The following is a 14,752-nucleotide window of genomic DNA, read 5'->3' on the forward strand; positions in this document are numbered from 1 at the left end:
CCAGCGGAAACAACCCAGCAATGCGCATCACCAACACTTCACGCACCCGTTGGTCCTCCCGCAACCCCAGCGACCGGCTCATTTCACCTCTCCCAACTCGAAGCTCATCGCCGCGGCCGGCTTCGACCCGACCCCGTACCAATCCAGCTTGCGGGTCAGGACCATGAACACGCCCAGCAGGCCGAACAACAACAGCGAGCCCATCAACAGCGCGTAGTCCTCGGCGCTCAACAGGCCGTAGAGCAAACCGTACAAACCCGCCAGCCCCGCCGAAAACCCCAGGCCGTGGCTCACACTGCGCAGCACATGGCAGACATAAAACCCGATCAGCACGACACAGGCACTGGCCGACACCAGGTACGCCAGGGTGAAGCCGATGTGCTCCGACAACGACAACAGCAGCAAGTAGAAGAACGCCAGCGCCACGCCCACCAAGGCGTACTGGACCGGGTGCACCGCCAGGCTCTTGAGCACTTCGAAAAGGAAGAAACCGGCGAAGGTCAGGGCGACGAACAGCAGCGCATATTTGATCGCCCGGTCGCTCTTGAGGTACTGGTCCACCGGGTCGATGAAGCTCACACCGAAGGCACGGCTGCGGAACGCTTCACAACTATCGCTTGGCTCGCAGGCTTGCAGCGTTTCCAGCAGGTTGGTGGAGAAAAACGACGTCTGCCAGTCGGCACTGAAACCCTGCTCGTTGATCTCACGGTTGGTGGGCAGGTAGTTGCCGATGAAGCTGGGGTGTGGCCAGTCGGCCGACAGGTGCACCTTGGTGGATTTGCCCACCGGCAGAATCTGGAACTCGCCCGTGCCTTGCAGGCGCAGGTCAAAACCGAAGGTCAGCTCGGGGCCGCCCTGGGCGGTGATCATCGGCAGCGGCACATGCACGCCCTGCCCGAGCCAGCCGAGTCGCGAGCCAGGCAGGAAGTCGACGGTCTGTTGGTTCAGCGTCAGGGTCAGCGCATTCTCGATGCCGCGAATATCGCTGATGCCGACGCTCAGGTACGGCTCGTCAAAACGGTAATCGGCAAAATCCTTGGCGGCGACACCGTAGCGCTCAGGCACCTTGAAGCGGCCATCGATGCGGTTATCGGCGTGGAACATCCGTGCCTCGTAGATGCCCCGAGCACGGGTTTCGGTGCGGACCTGGCCGTCGAGCTCGAATTGCTCCGGCAGAAAATACAACTCCCCCGTCCGCTCGACGGTTTCCAGGAAACGCACACCCGTCTTCTCGTTAGTGTTCCAGACCTTCACGCTCTTGCGAAACGGCACCACGATCATCGGCCCGATCAATTGCTGGTTGTAGCTGGAGCTGCGGGCGATGTCCTGCAACACACCGTCGCGCAATTCCTGGCGCTCGTCGATGAGGCCGTTGATCATCAACAGAGGGATCATCAGCAAGAGGATCAAGAGGGCGATCATGCCCAGTTTTATGGCGAGGCTGCGGTTCATGTGGGGCTCTCCCTGTTCGAATGAGGGAGAGTCTGGGGTGGCTGTGTGAGGGGTTTATGGGAGGAATGTGGAGATTGTGTGGAGACTTAAATCCACCTGACCAATGAAACCTGTGGCGAGGGAGCTTGCTCCCGCTGGATCGCGCAGCGGTCCCAAGCTTTTGGGGCTGCTACGCAGCCCAGCGGGAGCAAGCTCCCTCGCCACAATAGTGTTCCAAACTGAGCAACTGGGTGTTCAGGGCAACCGCAAAGCCACCTCCACCCCACCCTCGACATTGCCAATACTGAATTGCCCACCATGCAGCTGCACCACTTCCTCAACGAAGTTGAGCCCCAGGCCGGTGCTCTTGCGGCCGCTGTCCGGGCGCGGCAAAGAGTAGAAACGCTCGCTCAAGCGAGGCAGCGCGTAGTCGGGAATCGGCGCGGCCTGATTGAACAGGCGGATCTCGACACGGCTCCCGCGGCGCTCGGCGCTGACCCGTAGCACGCCGTTGACGGGGGTGAAGTCCAAGGCGTTTTCCAGCAAATTGCCCAAGGCCTGGCGCAACAGGAACGGCTCTCCCGTCAACGTCAGGTCGGCCGCGATGTGCTGTTCAACCGTCAACTGGCGACTTTCAATCCAGCCGCCACGCGCTTCCAACAATTCATCCATCAACGCCGCCAACGGCACCGCGACTTCTTCTTCCAACCCCTGGCGCTGCTCGATCTGGGCCAGGTTGAGCAAGCGCTCGATCAACTGCTGCATGCGCACGCTTTCGTTGTCGATGTTGCTGACAAAGCGCTGGTGCTGGGCGGCGGGCATGTCGCTTTGCAGCAGCTCGGCGGCGCCACGAATCGCCGCCAGCGGGCTCTTGAGTTCGTGGGTGAGCGTGTGCACGTATCGCTCGACGTACGCCTTGCCCTCCAGTTGGGTGCGCATGTGCTCCACGGCACCGGCCAGTTGCTCGAACTCGCCACCACGATAGTGCGGCACTTCCACCCGGCGCCCCTGGCTGACCGCCTGGGCGTAGATCGTCAAACGCCGCAATGCGGCGCTGAGCCACCACGACAGCAAGCCGCCCAGCAACAAGCCCAGGGCAACCAGGCCGGCGCCATAGGCCAACAGCCGCCGCTCGGTACGATCGACATAAGGCTGCAAGGAACTGTTGGGCTTGGCGACCGTGACGACGCCGATGATCCGGCCGTTGTCGCGAATCGGTGCGCCGACGTGCATCACCGAAGACGCCGGATCGTCCGGATCGCTGCGGCTCGAGCGAGCGCCGTAGTGGCCGCGCAGGGTCAGGTAGACGTCGTTCCAACGGGAATAATCCTGCCCGACCGCCACACCACTGGAATCGAGCACCACAATGCCCTGGGCATCGGTGACGTAGATGCGATGGCTGACCTGGTTTTTCGGCAAGCCCCAGATCGTCGCCGCCGGCTCACGCTCGCCGTAGGCCCTGAGCAACTGCGGCCAGCGATTCTGATTGAGAGTGCCGGCCTTGAAATCGTCCCGCAGGATCTCGGCCATCAGGTTGGCCGTGTCCACCAGGGTTTCCTCGGTGGACTGGCGCACGCCGGGGCGGATTTCTTCCATGACCGTGTTGAGCACGAAATAACCGGTCAAGGCGATAAACAGCACATACACCAGGAAAATCCGGATCCCCAGTGACATCAGCTGTGTCCCGGGCTGTAGCTGTAGCCCAGGCCCCGATGTGTCTGGATCGGCTCGGCCTCGGCCCGGACCAGGCGCAGCTTGGCGCGCACGCTCTTGATGTGGCTGTCGATGCTGCGCTCGTAGCCGGCATCGCTGGCAACGCCCAGGGCATCGAGCAGCTGTTCGCGGCTAAAGACCCGCTCGGGTTGCTCCAGCAGGCAATTGAGCAAGCGGAATTCGTGGCGAGTGAGGTTCAGGGGCTTGCCGCGATAGTTGATCTGCACGCGGTCGGCATCGACCTGAAACAACGCCGCGCCCAGCTCCACCGCCGGACGCGGCGCCACGCGCTTGAGGATCGCCCGGACCCTGGCCGCCACTTCGCGGGGGCTGAAGGGTTTGACCACGTAATCGTCGGCACCTATCTCCAGGCCCACGATTCGGTCTATCTCGCCGTCCCGGGCTGTAAGAAAGATGACCGGAACGTCGCTGAAACGTCTGAGATTTTTACAAGTCTCGAATCCGCTGATATCCGGCAGGCCCACATCGAGAATGATCAGGTCCGCCGGGGTGTTCTTCTGGTGCTCGAGGGCGGCTGCGCCAAGGCTCAACCAGGTGGTATCAAAGCCCTCCCCTTGCAGGGCAAACACCAGCGTATCGGCGATGGCGGCTTCGTCTTCGACAATCAGAATATGAGGCATGGCTTGGGAGCCCGGCTGTAAAGTTGCCGGAACGGTGCCCCAAGCCTCGGGGTACGTCAATCAGGGAAATCAGCAGTCCGGCTTATCCGCGGTAAACCGCCGCGCCGGGTTCACCGCCGCGCCGAACTCACGCAACGCCTTGGCACCAATCAACAGCGGGTAATTGAAACTGCTGCGGTCGGTCAGGTTGACCTCGACCGTGCGCTTGACGTTGCCCAGGCACAACTCCAGATCGACCACCGGACGCTTGGTGGGGGCGATCTTTTCATCGTCGTCCTCATCTTCTTCGGAACGGGTCTTGATCTTGCTGATACGGGCGACCTTGTGTTCGTAGACCTTGTTGCTCGCATCCTTGGTCGCCAGGCGGAACCGCACCCAATCATCGCCATCACGGGTAAAGGTCTCGATGTCCTTGGCCGACAGCGAGGCGGTCAGGGCGCCGGTGTCCATCTTGGCCTTGAGCACTTCACCGCCGATTTCCGGCAGCGCGATGTATTCGTAGCGCCCGTACAGGGTCGGCTCGGCGGCCAGCACTGGAAGGGCCACCAGGGAAAGCAGGGCGAGAACTGATTTCATGCAATAGGGCTTCCTGTGTGGGTGGGTTTTTAGACCGTGGCTGATGAATTCGTTCGGTTGATCGCACACCTGTGGCCAGAGACTGCTCCTGCTCAGCCCTGTAGGAGCTGTCGAGTGAAACGAGGCTGCGATCTTTCCAAAGACAGTTGACTCCAAAGCGAATGAGTCCAAAGCGAAAGATCAAAAGATCGCAGCCTTCGGCAGCTCCTACACAGCCCAGCGGGAGCAATCTCTGACCACAAAAAGCGCTCCCAACCTACCCTAGCCCAAGTGAAACTTTCGTCTACACCGATTTGGCCTGTCGCCCGAAGCTTGCTTATCATGGCCCGTCCACCCGTTCGCAAGAGTCATCTATGCGCCGCCTGCTCACCGGCTGTTTCGTCACCCTGCTGCTGTTGCTCAACACCCTGGTACTGTTCGGGCCGCTGATGGTGTTCGCACTGCTCAAACTGGTCCTTCCCGGGCGCTTTCGCGACTATGCCTCGTGGGCGGTGATGTGGATCGCCGAGACCTGGGCCGAGATCGACAAGCTGATCTTTGCCCTGTGCATCCCCACCCGCTGGGACATCCGCGGCGGCGCAGACCTGCGCAGCGATACGTCCTACCTGGTGATCAGCAATCACCAATCCTGGGTGGACATCCCCGCCCTCGTCCAGACCCTCAACCGACGCACGCCATTCTTCAAGTTCTTCCTCAAGAAGGAGCTGATCTGGGTGCCGTTCCTGGGGCTGGCCTGGTGGGCCCTGGATTACCCCTTCATGAAACGCTACACCAAGGCGTTCCTGGCAAAAAACCCGGAGCTGGCCGGCAAGGACCTGGAAATCACCAAGGCTGCCTGCGAGCTGTTCAAGCGCCAACCGGTCACCGTGGTCAACTACCTCGAAGGCACCCGCTTCACCGCCATCAAAAGCCAACAGCAGCAATCGCCCTTCACCCACCTGCTCAAGCCCAAGGCCGGTGGCGTGGCGTTCGTGCTGGCGGCCATGGGTGAACAACTGGACGCAGTGCTGGACGTGACCGTGGTCTATCCGCAAGAACGCATTCCCGGGTTCTGGGACTTGATCAGCGGCGCGGTGCCCAGGGTCATCATCGACATCCAGACCCGCGAACTGGACCCGGCGCTGTGGCAGGGCGACTACGAGAACGATCCGGTGTTTCGCCAGCAGGTGCAGGACTGGGTCAACCAGCTCTGGACCGAAAAGGACCAGCGCATTGCGGCCTTGCGCAACAAGGGTGGCTGATCAGATACCGGTGCCCCAGATCCCCCCCAGGTTCTGCAGCAGGGAACCGGCAACGCCCTGTTGGCCGAGATACTGCAGAATGATCGGGGCAAACTGGCCGATCATGCCGCTGTCCATGCCCAGCGCACTGAAGGCATTGTTCAGGTCGCCGGTGTCCTTGACGTTACCCAGCAGGCCATCGAGCAAGGCATTTTTGTCCGACCCGCCACCGAGCAAGCCACCCAGGCCGTTGAGCCCGCCGATGGCGCTGTTCCCCGCGATCTGATCCAGGCCCGGCACACTTTTGCTCAACTCGGAGAACTGCGGTTCGCTGAGACGGTTCTTCGCCAGCCCCAACATCGCACCGGCACCGCCGATGGCCTGTTCCGGCGTGATCTTGAGCTCGGATCCCAAGGTATTGAGCAGCCCGGCGGCTTTCGGCGCGGCGGCCACTACGCCCTCTTCCTCACCTTGATTACCCTGCATCGCCGACACCACATTGGCCGCATCGCTGAGGCTGAACTGCGCGAAAGCCGGGCTGGCGGCCAGAGTCAACAGGCAAGACAGTGCAAAACCTCGTGGAACCTTCATCCGGGACTTCCTCTTGAACATGAAAAAGCCGCTCATAAAGAGCGGCGTAAAGCGTGCGTTGGACTGGGGTGCAAGGGGATTGTTCCCCAAAGTGAATTACATCCGCGGCCGGTCATGGTAACTGCGTCACTGTTCCAGCACCTTCCACTCAGAGCCCCCTGCCCTCGCCTGCGCCGTTACCGTACAGTGCCGCTTCCTCCAACTGAGTTTGCCCATGAACGTAAAAATCGGCGGCGCCACCCTCGCGGTCATCCTGACCGGCATGCTCATTGTCCTGGGCGTCAACGAATGTCAGCGCGGCCCGCTGAACCCGGAACTGGCCGATGGCACCAGTGAAGAACAAAAGACCTGGCTGACCATCGAACACCGCATCAAGCGCTCCGACCCGACCCTGACCGAGGTGACCCGCGACCAGCAAACGCTGACCGTGCACTACCGTCCTGGTACTTGCGCGGATGACTGCGAGCCCTGGGTCCCGCCTATGTTGCGGATAGTTGGTCACGGCCTGGCGGCACTCAACGGCGCGCCGGGGGGCAAGCAGTACACGCAAGTGACGGTCAAGGCGCGGATCCTTGCCGATGATGACGTGGAACTGATCTACGACATGCCAGGTTTTGACGCCATCAAGACCCAACAAGGCGGCTACGAAACCTTTGCCGGCATGCCTCGCAGCCTGAATTTCAGCGCCGACGCCCTGGCCCAGGCGCAAACCTATTGCCAAGGCCCTAGCGCTAAAGGGTTCTACCCTGAATTCTGCGAACGGGTCGAGACCGCAACGGCCCATCGATAACCGTGGCGAGGGAGCTTGTTCCCGCTGGGCTGCGAAGCAGCCCCCGCTGCTCGGATACAACGGCGAGCGCTTCACACTCGAGCGGGAGCAAGCTGCCTCGCCACAATAGGGCGGTGTTCTTCGTGAATACTCACGACTAAAAATTCTGCTGCGGTAGTCGTCCGACTATCAACGCGCAAGCCGTTATTTCCTCTCGGTATTGCCTACTGTCAACGTTGACAGTAGGCAGCTGTACACGCGGGTTCTAAGCTGCAGCCGAGTCAACGAGAACAAGGCTCTGGGCAAACCACAGTCCCTGTGCCTTTCTTCATTCGGGCAAGCAGGAAGAATAAAAATGAACGACCGAATCAAAGGAACCGTGAAGTGGTTCAACGATGCAAAGGGCTATGGCTTCATTACTTGTGGCAAAGGCGGCGAGGAATTGTTCGTTCATTACTCGGCGATAGATGGCGAGGGTTATAAAACGTTGAAACAGAAGCAGACCGTTTCGTTTGAAATCGGGAACGGTGATAAAGGCATGCAGGCCATGAGAGTGACGCCGGAATAACCATCGGTTCGCTCAGGCACTTCCCCTGAAACGTCGAATGAAAACCTGCAAGGCTATTTCCTTTTGGTCTGACCTACTGTCATTTCTGACAGTAGGTTCAAGCACGACGCTCAGCGATCATCGTAGCTCCGATCAACAAGTGAGTATGTGAAATGCGCAGTTTAATAGCTGGCTTACTTTTCGTCGCTGGACTCCTCGGCGTTACCCATGCTGCGAACGCAACAAGCTGTCCCGCCGTAGGAGAAATAGTGTTTCGTTTAATGCCAGAGACCACTCCTGGCCAACCGGTCTTCGAGGAATACACGGTGAAGGACCCCTCTGGAAAAGTTACCTGGCGGGGCGAGGCCGTGGGCCCTAACTTTTTACAACCGATGTACCAAATGACCTTAACAACGCCCACCCCTATAGCTAACGCTTGTTTATATAGTTACCGGGAGGAATATGTGGATGAGGGCCCTCCTCCTCAGCAGGCTTGGAGGAAAAAACAGCTGACACTCAATAAACAGCCTTGAGGACAACTATCAAAATAAAAAGGGCGACATCACTGTCGCCCTTTTTCCGTCTTGCCTAACGCTTTACGCCGCACTAAACAACTTGTGCGGGTCAATCACAAACTTCTTCGGCACGCCCGCGTCGAACTCGCCATAACCCTTCGGCGCGTCATCCAGGCTGATTACCTGTACACCAACGATTTCAGCAATGTTGATACGGTCCCACATGATCGCCTGCATCAGTTGGCGGTTGTACTTCATCACCGGGGTCTGGCCGGTGTGGAAGCTGTGGGATTTGGCCCAGCCCAGGCCGAAGCGGATGCTCAGGCTGCCCATTTTAGCGGCGGCATCGACAGCGCCCGGGTCTTCGGTGACGTAGAGGCCGGGGATGCCGATCTTGCCGGCGACGCGGACCACGCCCATCAAGGAGTTGAGCACGGTGGCCGGGGCTTCGTGCTTGACGCCGTCATGGCCGTGGCCGCGGGCTTCAAAGCCCACGCAATCGACGGCACAGTCCACTTCCGGCTCGCCCAGCAGCGCGGCGATTTGTTCGTGCAATGGCGTGTCGGTGGACAGGTCGACGATTTCAAAGCCCTGGGCCTTGGCGTGGGCCAGGCGGATGGAGTTGACGTCACCGATGATCACCACGGCCGCACCCAGCAGGCGAGCGGAAGCGGCGGCCGCCAGGCCAACCGGACCGGCACCGGCGATGTAGACGGTGCTGCCAGGGCCAACACCAGCGGTGACGGCGCCGTGGTAGCCAGTGGGCAGGATGTCGGACAGGCAGGTCAGGTCACGGATTTTCTCCATGGCCTTGTCGCGGTCCGGCAGTTTCAGCAGGTTGAAATCGGCGTACGGCACCAGCACGTATTCGGCCTGGCCGCCGGTCCAGTCACCCATGTCCACATAACCGTAGGCACCGCCGGCACGGGCCGGGTTGACGGTCAGGCACACACCGGTGTGTTGCTCCTTGCAGGAACGGCAGCGCCCGCAAGCCACGTTGAACGGCACCGACACCAGGTCACCGATTTTCAGGTTCTCGACGTCGCTGCCCTTTTCGATCACTTCACCGGTGATCTCGTGACCCAGGACCAGGCCGGTCTGGGCAGTGGTACGGCCACGTACCATGTGTTGGTCGGAGCCGCAGATGTTGGTGGAGACCACGCGCAGGATGACACCGTGCTCAATCTTCCTGCCGCGCGGGTCCTGCATTTTGGGATAGTCGATTTTCTGTACTTCGACCTTGCCGTTGCCGAGATACACGACACCACGATTACCAGACATGCTTTCACCTCGCTGTTGTTTTTGTGGAACTGCGTTGCCAGGCAGGCAGCGCGTTGATTGCTCGGGTTAGTGCTTGTGTCTTGTTTCTTTTGTTGTCTTCAAGGGCCTCATCGCGAGCAAGCTCGCTCCCACAATGGATTATCGGTGTGTTCAAGATCTGCAGACCGACACAGATCCTGTGGGAGCGAGCTTGCTCGCGATGTCGGCCTAAAGAACGACAGTACGATTGGCGTTCAGGAACACTCTTCGCTCGATGTGATACCCCACCGCCCGGGCCAGGGTGAGCCCTTCGATGTCCCGGCCCTTGGCGATCAGGTCTTCGGGATAATGGCTGTGGTCAACCACTTCCACGCCCTGGGCGATGATCGGGCCTTCGTCCAGGTCGTTGTTGATGTAGTGCGCCGTGGCGCCCACCAGTTTCACGCCTTTGTTGTAGGCCTGGTGATACGGCTTGGCGCCCTTGAAGCCCGGCAGCAACGAGTGATGGATGTTGATCGCCTTGCCGTCGAGCTTGCGGCACAGCTCTGGCGACAGCACTTGCATGTAGCGGGCAAGGATCACCAGCTCGGCGCCGGTGTCTTCGATCACCTGCCACACCTGTCGCTCCTGGGCCGGCTTGTCGTTCGGGTCCAGGGGGAAATGGTAGTAGGGAATCTGGTGCCAGTCGGCCAGCGGCTTGAGGTCGGGGTGGTTGGAGACCACGGCCACCACGTCCATGGACAATTGGCCGATGCGCTGGCGATAGAGCAAGTCGTTGAGGCAGTGATCGGCCTTGGAGACCATGATCACCACTTTGGGCCGGTAATTGGGCGGGGTCAGTTCGAAGACCATGCCGAAAGCTTCGGCACGCTCGGCCAGGCCGGCGCGAAAGTTCTGCTCGTCGAAACCGTCAGGCTGGCGAAACTCCACGCGAATGAAGAAACGCGCCGAGAGCCGGTCGTCGAAGGAATGGTGCTCGGTGACGTAGCAGCCCTGCTCGAACAGAAAGCGCGTCACCGCGTCCACCGTGCCGAGCACGCTGGGGCAGTCGGCAGTCAAGATCCATGTGTCTGGGGCGCGGCTCATTGCGGTGACTCCTGTTCAATATTAACGAGGTGACGCAGCACTCAGTGACGAGGGAGCTTGCTCCCGCTCGGTTGTGTAGGAGCTATGTAGGAGCTATGTAGGAGCTGTCGAGTGAAACGAGGCTGCGATCTTTCTCCAGACACTTAAATCTCAAGCGAAAGATCAAAAGATCAAAAGATCAAAAGATCAAAAGATCAAAAGATCGCAGCCTTCGGCAGCTCCTACAGAGCCCAGCGGGAGCAAGCTCCCTCGCCACAAAAGCCGTGGTCGGCTTTAGTCCTTATGCCTGCACGCTCAACCCATACTCCGCCGCGGCATCCTGCAGCCACAGCCACCAGTAGTCGGAGAAGCTGCGGCGGATCACCAGTTCCCAGGTGTCTTCGCCGGTGTGGCGGATCACCAGTTGCGACTTGGCGAACACCGTGCCCACGGCCTTGCCCACCGGGAAGTTGCTGGGGTGAACATCGTAGCTGGTGGATTTCATCAGCACGTCGCGCACGTTCGGGCCGGACAGTTCGAGGATCTGCTGGCCGCCGCTGACGTTGACGATCTGGATATGCAGGTCGCCCAAGGCTTCACGCAGTTTCTGCTCGGCGGCGAATTCTTCGCCAGTGGGTACCACCAGCAGCCATTCATCCGGGCCGAGCCATTGCAGGCTGGTATCGCCCTTGATGATGACGGTCAGGGCGCCTGGCAATTCCAGGCCCAGGGCCTTGTGCACGCCGGCGGCGAACGCCGGGTCGTGGCCGTCGCCACGAATCGTCAGGTGGCCCAGGAGTTTTTTCTCGCGCACGGTCACACCGGCGTTCTTGCGACCCTTGCCCACCAGGCTGGCGAGGTCGGCATGGTGCAGCGACGACTCGGCCTTGGCCCCGGTGGTTGGGCGTTGTTGGTACACGTTGACTGCGGTCATATGGAGCACCTGTCTCGTAGATTGATCGTTCCCACGCTCTGCGTGGGAATGCCGCCATGGACGCTCTGCGTCCGCTTTTGGGACGCGGAGCGTCCCGGGATGCATTCCCACGCAGAGCGTGGGAACGATCAGGTATCAAATATTCTGCCGATCCCCCTTCGGATCGAAGAACACCGAAGAAACGATCTCTGCCTCGATCACGCTGCCGTCGGCCAATGGCGCGAACACGCGCTCGCCCATCCGCTTGAGGCCGCCCTTGACCACGCCCATGGCAAATGAATAACCCAGGGAGTTGTGGGCATAGCTGGAGGTCACGTGGCCGACCATGGTCATCGGGATCGCCTGCTTGGTGTTGAACACCAGTTGCGCGCCTTCCGGCAGCCAGACATTCGGGTCGATCGGCTTGAGGCCCACCAGTTGCTTGCGCTCTTCACGCACGCAATCTTCGCGATTCATGCCGCGCCAGCCGATCCACGAGAACGGTTTGGTCCGGCCTACGCACCAGCCCATGTTCAGGTCGTCCGGCGTCATCGAGCTGTCCGTATCCTGGCCGACGATGATGAAGCCCTTCTCGGCCCGCAGTACGTGCATGGTCTCGGTGCCATACGGGGTCAGGTTGTACTGCTTCCCGGCCTCGACGATCTGCTCGAGTACGCCCATGGCGTAGTCGGCCTGCACGTTGATTTCGTACGACAGTTCACCGGTGAACGAGATCCGGAACACCCGCGCCGGCACGCCGCCCACCAGGCCTTCCTTCCAGGTCATGAACGGGAACGCGTCCTTGTCCAGGTCGATGTCGGTGACGTGGCTCAGCAGCTTGCGGCTGTTGGGGCCCGACAGGGTCATGGTCGCCCAGTGGTCGGTGACCGAAGTGAAGTACACCTTCAGGTCCGGCCATTCGGTCTGGTGATAGATTTCCAGCCATTGCAGCACGCGGGCCGCACCGCCCGTGGTGGTGGTCATCAGGAAGTGGTTGTCCGCCAGACAGGCTGTCACGCCGTCGTCGAAGACCATGCCGTCTTCCTTGCACATCAGGCCATAGCGGGCCTTGCCCACGTCGAGCTTGGTCCAGGCGTTGGTGTAGACGCGGTTGAGGAACTCGCGGGCATCCGGGCCCTGGATGTCGATCTTGCCCAGGGTCGAGGCGTCGAGCAGGCCAACGCTGTCACGCACGGCCTTGCATTCGCGCTTGACCGCGGCATGCATGTCTTCGCCGTTCTTCGGGAAGTACCAAGGGCGCTTCCACTGGCCGACGTCTTCGAACTCGGCAGCGTTTTTCACATGCCAGGCATGCAGCGCGGTGAAGCGCACCGGCTCGAAGATGTGCCCACAGTGCCGGCCCGCCACCGCGCCGAAGGTCACCGGCGTGTAGTTCGGACGGAACATGGTGGTGCCCATCTGCGGGATGCTCACGTTCAGCGAACGGGCCGCGATGGCCAGGCCGTTGACGTTGCCCAGCTTGCCCTGGTCGGTACCGAAGCCCAGTGCGGTGTAGCGCTTGACGTGTTCCACCGACTCGAAGCCTTCGCGGGTGGCGAGCTCGATGGCGGCGGCAGTGACGTCGTTCTGCAGGTCGACGAATTGCTTCGGCGCCCGGGCAGTGGATTTTTCGTGAGGCACCTGGAACAGCGCCAGGGTCGGCTCTTCGTGACGGCTCAAGGCCTTGGGCAGCACGCCCTCCACGGCCTTGAAGCCGGCTTCGCTGGCCGCGCGCACGCCGCCTTCAAAACCGTCGGCCAAACTGTCGCCGAGGCTGTAGACGCCGTTCACACCACCGACGCACACACGCTTTTGCGGTGCTTCGCCCGGTACGAAACCGAGGATGTCTTCACGCCAGATCGGCTTGCCGCCCAGGTGCGAAGCCAGGTGAACCACCGGGCTGTAGCCGCCGGAACTGGCCACCAGGTCGCAGTCCAGCCATTCGCCGGGGCTGGTGACTTTGTGAGCACGAACGTCGATTGCGGCCACACGTGCCCCGGTGACGCGCTTGCTGCCACGGGCCTCGATCACGGCGCTGCCGGTGAGAATGCGGATGCCCTTGGCGCGGGCTTCTTCCACCAGCGCGCCACGTGGGTTGCTGCGCGCATCGGCCACGGCCACCACTTGCAGGCCGGCGTCGAACCAGTCCATGGCCACGCGATAGGCGTGGTCATTGTTGGTGCTCAGCACCAGTTTCTTGCCCGGTGCCACGCCGTAGCGACGCACGTAGGTGGACACCGCACCGGCCAGCATGTTGCCCGGTACGTCGTTGTTGCCGTAGACCAGCGGGCGCTCGCAGGCGCCGGTCGCCAGCACCACGCGCTTGGCGCGAACGCGGTTGATGCGCTGGCGAACCTGGCCGATCGGCGCGCGGTCGCCGAGGTGGTCGGTGAGGCGCTCGTGGATGGTCAGGAAGTTATGGTCGTGGTAGCCGTTCACGGTGGCGCGAGGCAACAGCACCACTTCCGGCATCGATTGCAGTTCGGCGATTGCCGCAGCGACCCATTCGGTCGCCGGCTTGCCATCCAGGCTCTCGCGGGATTCGAGCAGGCTGCCGCCGAACTCTTCCTGCTCATCGGCCAGGATCACTCGGGCACCGCTGCGGCCAGCGGCCAACGCGGCAGCCAGGCCAGACGGGCCGGCGCCAACGATCAGCACGTCGCAATGACGGTTCATGTAGTCGTAGGTGTCCGGATCGTTCTCGGTCGGCGAGCGACCCAGGCCTGCGGCCTTGCGGATGTACTTCTCGTAGGTCATCCAGAACGATTGCGGGTACATGAAGGTTTTGTAGTAGAAGCCCGGCGGCATCAGCTTGCCGCCGACCTTGCCGAGAATCCCCATCATGTCGTTGTTCACGTTCGGCCAGCCATTGGTGCTGGTGGCGACCAGACCCTGGTACAGCGCCTGTTGCGTGGCGCGCACGTTAGGGATTTGCGTGGCTTCGGTGGCGCCGATCTGCAGCACCGCGTTCGGCTCTTCGGCACCGGCGGCGAAGATGCCACGCGGACGGGAATACTTGAAGCTGCGGCCGATGATGTCGACACCGTTGGCCAGCAGCGCGGCGGCCAGGGAGTCGCCCTCGAAGCCTTTGTAGGTCTGGCCGTTGAAGGTGAAGCTCAGCACTTTGTTGCGGTCGATCCGTCCGCCGTTGGACAGGCGATTGATCTGGCTCATACCTTCTCTCCCAGAGCCTGTGCAGCCGCTTTCGGACTGTCAGCCTTGTCGGTGAACTGCGGCTTTTGGCCGATCTTGTAGGTTTCGAGAATCTCGTAGGTCACGGTGTCACGGGTCACGTTGAAGTACTGGCGGCAACCGGCGACGTGGTCCCACAGTTCATGGTGCAACCCGCGTGGGTTGTCACGGAAGAACATGTAGTCGCCCCACTCCTCGTCGGTGCAGGCGTTCGGATCCAGCGGACGCGGGATATGCGCCTGGCCGGATGCATGGAATTCCTCTTCGGAGCGCAGTTCGCCGCAGTGAGGACAGAAGATATGCAACATGGGGATTTCTC

13 protein-coding genes are annotated in these 14,752 nt (G+C 61.2%); 3 read left to right on the forward strand and 10 right to left on the reverse strand.

The annotated features are described in order from the left end of the window. Positions 1-78: 78 nt before the first annotated feature. The 4 genes from creD to rloA2 all read right to left on the reverse strand — a co-directional run bounded on the left by creD (position 79) and on the right by rloA2 (position 4,361). Positions 79-1,452, reverse strand: coding sequence for a cell envelope integrity protein CreD (gene creD / locus AD659_RS25460; protein WP_053126017.1), 1,374 nt, complete (start codon positions 1,450-1,452; stop codon positions 79-81). A gap of 234 nt (positions 1,453-1,686) precedes the next feature. Continuing rightward, on the reverse strand, positions 1,687-3,105 hold the full coding sequence (gene creC, locus AD659_RS25465) for a two-component system sensor histidine kinase CreC (RefSeq protein ID WP_053126019.1): 1,419 nt from the start codon (positions 3,103-3,105) through the stop codon (positions 1,687-1,689). Continuing rightward, positions 3,105-3,785: a two-component system response regulator CreB gene (gene creB / locus AD659_RS25470; protein ID WP_053126022.1), complete on the reverse strand. Its 681-nt coding sequence runs from the start codon at positions 3,783-3,785 to the stop codon at positions 3,105-3,107. The genes creC and creB overlap by 1 nt, the downstream gene beginning before the upstream one ends. Positions 3,786-3,854: 69 nt before the next feature. Then, positions 3,855-4,361 carry a retropepsin-like aspartic peptidase RloA2 gene (gene rloA2, locus AD659_RS25475; protein ID WP_018603546.1) on the reverse strand — a complete coding sequence of 169 codons (507 nt, stop codon included), beginning with the start codon at positions 4,359-4,361 and terminating at the stop codon, positions 3,855-3,857. A 353-nt stretch (positions 4,362-4,714) separates the two neighbouring features. Between rloA2 and AD659_RS25480 the strand changes: the two genes are divergently transcribed. Beyond that, positions 4,715-5,602 (forward strand): 1-acylglycerol-3-phosphate O-acyltransferase, YihG family, encoded by an 888-nt coding sequence (locus AD659_RS25480; RefSeq protein ID WP_053126024.1) that lies wholly within the window; start codon positions 4,715-4,717, stop codon positions 5,600-5,602. On the opposite strand, the gene AD659_RS25485 is transcribed toward AD659_RS25480, so the two are convergent. Further along, positions 5,603-6,172, reverse strand: coding sequence for a DUF2780 domain-containing protein (locus AD659_RS25485; protein ID WP_053126026.1), 570 nt, complete (start codon positions 6,170-6,172; stop codon positions 5,603-5,605). A gap of 214 nt (positions 6,173-6,386) precedes the next feature. On the opposite strand from AD659_RS25485, the gene AD659_RS25490 reads away from it, so the two are divergent. Beyond that, on the forward strand, positions 6,387-6,962 hold the full coding sequence (locus tag AD659_RS25490) for a hypothetical protein (protein WP_053126027.1): 576 nt from the start codon (positions 6,387-6,389) through the stop codon (positions 6,960-6,962). Positions 6,963-7,296: 334 nt separating this feature from the next. Beyond that, a complete protein-coding gene (locus tag AD659_RS25495) occupies positions 7,297-7,509 on the forward strand; it encodes a cold-shock protein (protein WP_053126030.1) in 213 nt (70 codons plus the stop codon). 575 nt (positions 7,510-8,084) lie between these two features. Here AD659_RS25495 and fdhA read toward each other — a convergent pair. From fdhA to AD659_RS25520, 5 genes are all read right to left on the reverse strand, one after another. Beyond that, on the reverse strand, positions 8,085-9,284 hold the full coding sequence (gene fdhA, locus AD659_RS25500) for a formaldehyde dehydrogenase, glutathione-independent (RefSeq protein ID WP_003177608.1): 1,200 nt from the start codon (positions 9,282-9,284) through the stop codon (positions 8,085-8,087). A 207-nt stretch (positions 9,285-9,491) separates the two neighbouring features. Further along, entirely contained in the window at positions 9,492-10,349 is an 858-nt protein-coding gene (gene purU / locus AD659_RS25505; protein ID WP_053126032.1) for a formyltetrahydrofolate deformylase, read from the reverse strand. Between the two features lie 280 nt (positions 10,350-10,629). Beyond that, positions 10,630-11,262: a sarcosine oxidase subunit gamma gene (locus tag AD659_RS25510; RefSeq protein WP_053126034.1), complete on the reverse strand. Its 633-nt coding sequence runs from the start codon at positions 11,260-11,262 to the stop codon at positions 10,630-10,632. A 135-nt stretch (positions 11,263-11,397) separates the two neighbouring features. After that, complete coding sequence (locus AD659_RS25515) at positions 11,398-14,415, reverse strand: sarcosine oxidase subunit alpha (RefSeq protein WP_053126036.1); 3,018 nt, start codon at positions 14,413-14,415, stop codon at positions 11,398-11,400. Beyond that, positions 14,412-14,741 (reverse strand): sarcosine oxidase subunit delta, encoded by a 330-nt coding sequence (locus tag AD659_RS25520; protein ID WP_014340581.1) that lies wholly within the window; start codon positions 14,739-14,741, stop codon positions 14,412-14,414. Before AD659_RS25520 ends, AD659_RS25515 begins: the two co-directional genes overlap by 4 nt. Positions 14,742-14,752: the final 11 nt, after the last annotated feature.

Origin of the sequence: Pseudomonas thivervalensis (assembly GCF_001269655.1) — a bacterium.
Classification (GTDB): domain Bacteria; phylum Pseudomonadota; class Gammaproteobacteria; order Pseudomonadales; family Pseudomonadaceae; genus Aquipseudomonas; species Aquipseudomonas thivervalensis.

Bases quoted from the DNA above. Each gene is read 5' to 3' on its own strand.
- AD659_RS25520 (WP_014340581.1), bottom strand. From the start codon at position 14,741: ATGTTGCATATCTTCTGTCCTCACTGCGGCGAACTGCGCTCCGAAGAG.
- rloA2 (WP_018603546.1), bottom strand. From the start codon at position 4,361: ATGAAATCAGTTCTCGCCCTGCTTTCCCTGGTGGCCCTTCCAGTGCTG.
- AD659_RS25485 (WP_053126026.1), bottom strand. From the start codon at position 6,172: ATGAAGGTTCCACGAGGTTTTGCACTGTCTTGCCTGTTGACTCTGGCC.
- AD659_RS25495 (WP_053126030.1), top strand. From the start codon at position 7,297: ATGAACGACCGAATCAAAGGAACCGTGAAGTGGTTCAACGATGCAAAG.
- creB (WP_053126022.1), bottom strand. From the start codon at position 3,785: ATGCCTCATATTCTGATTGTCGAAGACGAAGCCGCCATCGCCGATACG.
- fdhA (WP_003177608.1), bottom strand. From the start codon at position 9,284: ATGTCTGGTAATCGTGGTGTCGTGTATCTCGGCAACGGCAAGGTCGAA.
- AD659_RS25490 (WP_053126027.1), top strand. From the start codon at position 6,387: ATGAACGTAAAAATCGGCGGCGCCACCCTCGCGGTCATCCTGACCGGC.
- creD (WP_053126017.1), bottom strand. From the start codon at position 1,452: ATGAACCGCAGCCTCGCCATAAAACTGGGCATGATCGCCCTCTTGATC.
- AD659_RS25480 (WP_053126024.1), top strand. From the start codon at position 4,715: ATGCGCCGCCTGCTCACCGGCTGTTTCGTCACCCTGCTGCTGTTGCTC.
- AD659_RS25510 (WP_053126034.1), bottom strand. From the start codon at position 11,262: ATGACCGCAGTCAACGTGTACCAACAACGCCCAACCACCGGGGCCAAG.
- creC (WP_053126019.1), bottom strand. From the start codon at position 3,105: ATGTCACTGGGGATCCGGATTTTCCTGGTGTATGTGCTGTTTATCGCC.
- purU (WP_053126032.1), bottom strand. From the start codon at position 10,349: ATGAGCCGCGCCCCAGACACATGGATCTTGACTGCCGACTGCCCCAGC.
- AD659_RS25515 (WP_053126036.1), bottom strand. From the start codon at position 14,415: ATGAGCCAGATCAATCGCCTGTCCAACGGCGGACGGATCGACCGCAAC.